This is a genomic window from Candidatus Streptomyces philanthi, assembly GCF_059553635.1.
This window is the reverse complement of record NZ_JCANQV010000367.1, coordinates 1-5,062: the sequence shown is the minus strand read 5'-3', so window position 1 is coordinate 5,062 and position 5,062 is coordinate 1. Positions and strand designations below refer to the sequence as shown.

Annotated in this window: 4 protein-coding genes; 2 read left to right on the top strand and 2 right to left on the bottom strand. The window is 73.8% G+C overall.

The features are described 5' to 3' along the window. On the bottom strand, nt 1-1,321 hold a 1,321-nt coding region (locus tag AC51EU_RS26975; RefSeq protein WP_496269698.1), incomplete at its 3' end, for a hypothetical protein. Nucleotides 1,322-1,597: 276 nt separating this feature from the next. Here AC51EU_RS26975 and AC51EU_RS26970 point away from each other — a divergent pair. After that, entirely contained in the window at nt 1,598-2,317 is a 720-nt protein-coding gene (locus AC51EU_RS26970) for an SDR family oxidoreductase (protein WP_496269697.1), read from the top strand. A gap of 419 nt (nt 2,318-2,736) precedes the next feature. Here AC51EU_RS26970 and AC51EU_RS26965 read toward each other — a convergent pair whose 3' ends face one another. Beyond that, on the bottom strand, nt 2,737-4,032 hold the full coding sequence (locus tag AC51EU_RS26965; RefSeq protein ID WP_496269696.1) for a hypothetical protein: 1,296 nt from the start codon (nt 4,030-4,032) through the stop codon (nt 2,737-2,739). A 225-nt stretch (nt 4,033-4,257) separates the two neighbouring features. On the opposite strand from AC51EU_RS26965, the gene AC51EU_RS26960 reads away from it, so the two are divergent. After that, entirely contained in the window at nt 4,258-4,962 is a 705-nt protein-coding gene (locus AC51EU_RS26960; RefSeq protein WP_496269695.1) for a ribonuclease H family protein, read from the top strand. The last annotated feature ends 100 nt before the right edge of the window (nt 4,963-5,062 follow it).

The window sequence follows — 5,062 nt, the reverse complement described above, 5'->3', positions numbered from 1 at the left end:
CGAAGACGCCCAGGTGCAGTTGGAGCGCCCCGTTCACGTCCACACCGCCGAACGCGGCCCACTTGCCGTCCACCGAGGGCTTGCCGGGGCCGGTGCTCGCCCGCACGGCGCCTTCGGCCCGCAGGTACGGCGCCACCCGGCCGGTCACACCCACCTGCCCGTACAGGCCGACGGACGCCTCCGTGCCGAGCGCCGCCCGGACCCTGCCCTCGGCCGATGCCGTGGCCTTCACCGGGGTGCCGTTGATGTCCGACTCGCTGACCGGCACCCAGCCCTTGGCCAGGCTGTACGACCCGCCGACCTTGAAGCCGCCCTTGACGCCCTGTTCGACGTCCACGGTGATCCTGCCGTCGCCGTCCACCTGGAGGTAGCAGGTGAGATCGAGGTTGACGACCACCGGCACCGGGCCCACGTTGATGACCGGGTCCGCGTGCAGCTTGGCGAAGGGGACGCGCAGCGGCTCGGCCTCCGTGGTGGCCGCCACCCGGCCCTTCAGCTCCCACTGGGCGGACCAGTCGCCGGACAGCGCGAGCGACGCCGTACCGGGCGCGCGTCCGTCCGTCCCGCGGCCGTCGTACGAGAAGTCGACCTCGGGCGCCAGCTGGACGAAGCCCCGGACCGACGCTCCGGCCGACGCCGGCGCGCCCTTCGCGGTGGCGATCGCCGCGCCGACGTCGACCCGCAGATTCCCCATCGGCAGCTTCGCGCCCTCCGGGCCGAAGTGGACGTCACCGTGCTTCGCCCAGGAGACCTTGACGCCGGACAGGAGCGGTTCGACCTCGACGGCGGACGGGTCGACCGCCACCGTGCCCTCCGCCTTGGACTCGCCCAGCAGGGCGTGCAGCGTGGCGGGTTCGGTGCGGACCTCGGTCCCGTGACCGGTCGTGCGCCCCACCTCGGTGACCTTGGCCAGGACGCCGTCGGGCGCGCCGGGCGCGGGCGCGCTGGCGATCACGTCACCGGCCGAGACCTTCGCCGGGGGCGCCGGGGAGTCCTTCGGAGGCGTGGAGATGACGGCACGTCCGGTGCGCTTGTCGAACGACGCGACCTTCAGCCCGGACTTCCGCGCGGGTGTGCCGCCGTCCTTCGGGGCGCTCTCCGTGGGGCGCGCCACGGCGCTCGGGGCGGTGTCGCCGGGCGCCGCGGCGGCGACGGCGAGTTGGGGCGATTCGGCGGGGGGTGACGCGGCGGCCGTGGGGGAGGGGGCGGCCGGGTCCGCGGTGCCCTTCGCCGTGTCCGGCGCGTCCGCCGAGCACCCCGTCAGAACGAGGGAGGCGGCGGCCAGGGCGGAGAAGAGCACATTCCTGTGAGACTTGCGCAAGTTGTTTCCTCGGGGCGCACGGGGGGACAGGAAACGCCGCGACCAGGGAGAAGGCCGCAGCGTGCACCGATCGTGTCATGTTCATCACGCACCCCCCGACCATCCGGTGCCTCAGCAGCGATGATCTCCGTCACAGCGGCCGCTCCTGGGGAGCGGACGGGAGAACGGCCCGTCCCTCGGGTGCGATTCCTCCCCGCCGACCCGGAATACCGCCCCGTACCGGCCCGTTGACCCATCGACGATCAAGGACGCCCACTCCCCGGGAGGACCACGCGCATGACCCGACTCGACGGCCGGACGGTCGTACTCATCGGCGGCGGTTCCGGCATCGGACTGCGGGTGGCCCATCACGCCGTCGCGGCCGGCGCGCGGGTGGTGCTCGGCGGACGGAGCGAACAGCGCCTGGCCACCGCCGCGCACGCGGTGGGCGACGCCGCCACCTGGCACACCGTCGACACCACCGACCAGGACTCGCTCGCCGCGTTCTTCGCGCCCCTCGACCGCGTCGACCACCTCTTCACCTCCGCCGCGTCCTACACCACAGGACCACTGCGCGAACTGACCGACGCCGAGGCCGAGAGCCCGTTCACCACGAAGTTCTGGGGCCAGTACCACGCCGTCAAGCACGCCGCCCCCAAGCTCACCGAGGACGGATCGGTGGTGCTGATGTCCGGTGCCGCGGGAGCCCGTCCGCCCGGCCCCGCGCCCGCCTACGCGGCCTGCAACGCGGCCGTCGAGGGACTCGGCCGCGGCCTCGCGGTCGAACTCGCCCCGGTACGCGTCAACGTCGTCTCGCCCGGCACCGTCGACGGCAGCCTCTGGGCCCGCCGTCCCGCCGAGGCCCGCGAGGCGAGCTTCGCGCAGTACCGCAGGGACACCCTGCTGCACCGGCTCGGCACCGAGGACCAGATCGCCGAGGCCGTCCTCTTCCTCTTCACCAACGGCTTCATGACCGGCTCGACGCTCTCCCCCGACGGCGGCTGGACGCTGCGGTAGGGGGCGGCGGGAACTGGCGCCCCACGCCGCACTACGAGGACACCCTCCGCTCCGACCGTCCCCCGGCCGCCAGCGCGGTCAGGGTGCGGAGGCAGATCTTGCCGGTGGGGCCCAGGGGCATACGGGGGACGTGGAGGACGAGTTCGGGCAGTTTGCGCTTCTCCAGGCCGCGGCCGAGGAGATGCGAGGTGAGGTCGGCCAGGCGCGGGGGCGGGGTACCGGCCGCCGGGCGGACACAGGCGCGGAGGCGTTCACCGAGACCGGCGGCGACATGCGGTGTCTCACGGGGACCGTGTGCCGTGCGGGCCCCCGTCGCGGCGGCGGGGGCTTGCGGTGCGGACGCATGAGGCGAAAAGCCGTGCGAGGACAGTGAGGTGAGGGAACGTCGGCCTGGCCATGAGCCACCGGCGGGGCAGCCGCTACGAGCCGGACGGCCTGCCCGCGAAGTTCCTCGTCCGGAACGCGTCCGCGGGGGCGTCCTTGGCCTCCTGGTAGTTCTCCGCCAGGACGGCGGGCATGCCCGCGTAGTTCATCGCACGGTGGACCCGCCCCCGGAGCGCCTCCCAGTCCACCTCCCGGTCCTTGGTCCCCTCCAGACCCGCGAGCTTCTTCAGTTCCTTCCGCGCGTCCTTGCAACGCCGCAGATGCGTCTCGCCGTTCTTCGGGTACGCGTCGGCGAGCAGCCCCTCAAGGCGGGCGAGGTGCCGCTCCTGGTCGCGGGCGCCGGGCATCTTGCCCTTGGTCAGGGGCAGGACGAGCCCGTCCTCGCGCCGGTCGGCCGGCCGGTACTCGGGGAAGTCCTCCAGGTCCGGCATGCCCAGCCGGTCGAGCATCCCGCCGACCGGCCGCACCTCGCCGTACCCGGTGTGGCCCTGGAGCGGTCCGGCCAGATCGTCGCGGACATAGGAGACCAGGGAGCCGGGCACGGCCGTGCCGGCGACATCGGCCAGCCAGGGGCCCCGGATCTCGTACTGGTCCGTGTCCTTCGCCTTGTCCGTGCTCTGGCTCAGGGGCGTCGCGCCGGACACCGCCTTGATCTGCTTCTCGCTGACCGCGTTGCCGGTCACCCGCCGGTAGGTGTCGAGCGGGATCAGGAACGAGCGCACCATCGAGGAGTCCTCCGCCGCCCGCGACGCGTTCCCGCCCAGCGGCCCCTGGTTCCCCGGCCCCTTGACGTCGACGTTCTTCTGGTGCTGGTACGTGCGCATGTAGTGCATGGACCGCCAGGGCCGGCCCATGTTCAGCCAGGCGCCGTCCTTCTGGTTCATGAGGTGGATCGAGCCGTCCTCACGCTGCTGGGTGTCCTTGTGCGGGCCCTTGTCCACCGGCTTGAACACGGTCTGGTACACGCGGACGTGCGGCTCCCCGTCGTGCTCCTCGACATCGAGGTCGCCGCGGTTGGTCAGCGAGGTGGTGTCACCGACCTTCGCCCGGTAGCTGGGCTCCTGGTGGACGGCCCGCTGGACGGACGCCCCCGGGGCCTCGTACCCCTCCGCGACGCGCCGGCCGGCCGCGCCGTGCCGGTGGCCCTCCCGCTGGACCAGCCGGGTGACGGCGGCGTTGCCGGCGCCGCGCTGGAGGGCGTGCAGCGCCCGGGGCGACAGATCACCGGCGAGCGGCACGGCCCGGGACGGCACCGCCTCCCGGACGGGACGGCTCCGTGTGGTGCGGGCCTGGTCGGTGTCGGGCGTCCTGCCCGGTCGTGGTGCGCGCATCGGGGACCTTCATCGGCGTGGTGGCGGGTCCCTCCTGGATACGCGCGCACACGGTGTCCGGGCGAGGTACGAACGGGCACGGCGCGGGCACGTCGGTGTGCCCGTACGGGCAAGCCCGCCGCGGGAGCCGCCGCACCACGGGCCTGCGCCACCGGGGCACGCCTGACCTGGCCTGCACGGTGCCCGGGTGGGCGGAAGCCTTCGTGGGCCTGGCATCATCGAGGGATGTCAGAACGGATGATCGCGGCCTGTGACGGCGCCGCCAAGATCAATCCCGGGCCCGCCGGCTGGGCCTGGGTGCTCGCCGACGCCGCGGGGACCCCGCAGCGCTGGGAGGCGGGCCCCCTCGGCCGTACGACGAACAACGTCGCCGAACTCACCGCGCTCGCCGAACTCCTGGAGGCCACCGACCCGGCGGTACCCCTGGAGATCCGCATGGACTCGCAGTACGCGATGAACGCGGTCACCCGGTGGATCGCGGGCTGGAAACGCAACGGCTGGCAGACCGCGTCGAAGAAACCTGTGGCCAACAAGGACCTGGTCATCCGCATCGACGCCCTGCTCCAGGGCCGCGAGGTGACGTTCCGGCACGTCCTCGCCCACCAGGTGAACGGCGACCCCCTCAACGCCATCGCCGATGCCGCGGCCAGTACCGCCGCCACCGACCAGGCGGCCGCGGGCACCTCGCACGGCGCGACCGACGTGCCGCGGCCGAGCCCCGCGACGGAGGACAAGCCGCGTGCGGCAAGCTCCCGCAAGGCGCCCGCGCGCCGGGCGTCGGGCGGCGGCGCGGGCGTCGTGATCAAGGCCAAGTTCCCCGGCCGCTGCGGTCACTGCCAGGCCCGCTACGAGGCGGGCGAGAAGATCGCCAAGCTGGCGGCGGGCTGGGGCCACCCGGCGTGCCGCGACAGCGTCCCCGCCACCTCGTAAGGAGCGGCACCGCCCGGCCCCGTACGACGCAGCCCCGTACGACGCGCCGCTGCGGCGGGGCCGTCGACCGGCACCCCTCGGGTGCCCGCCGGCGCGCGTC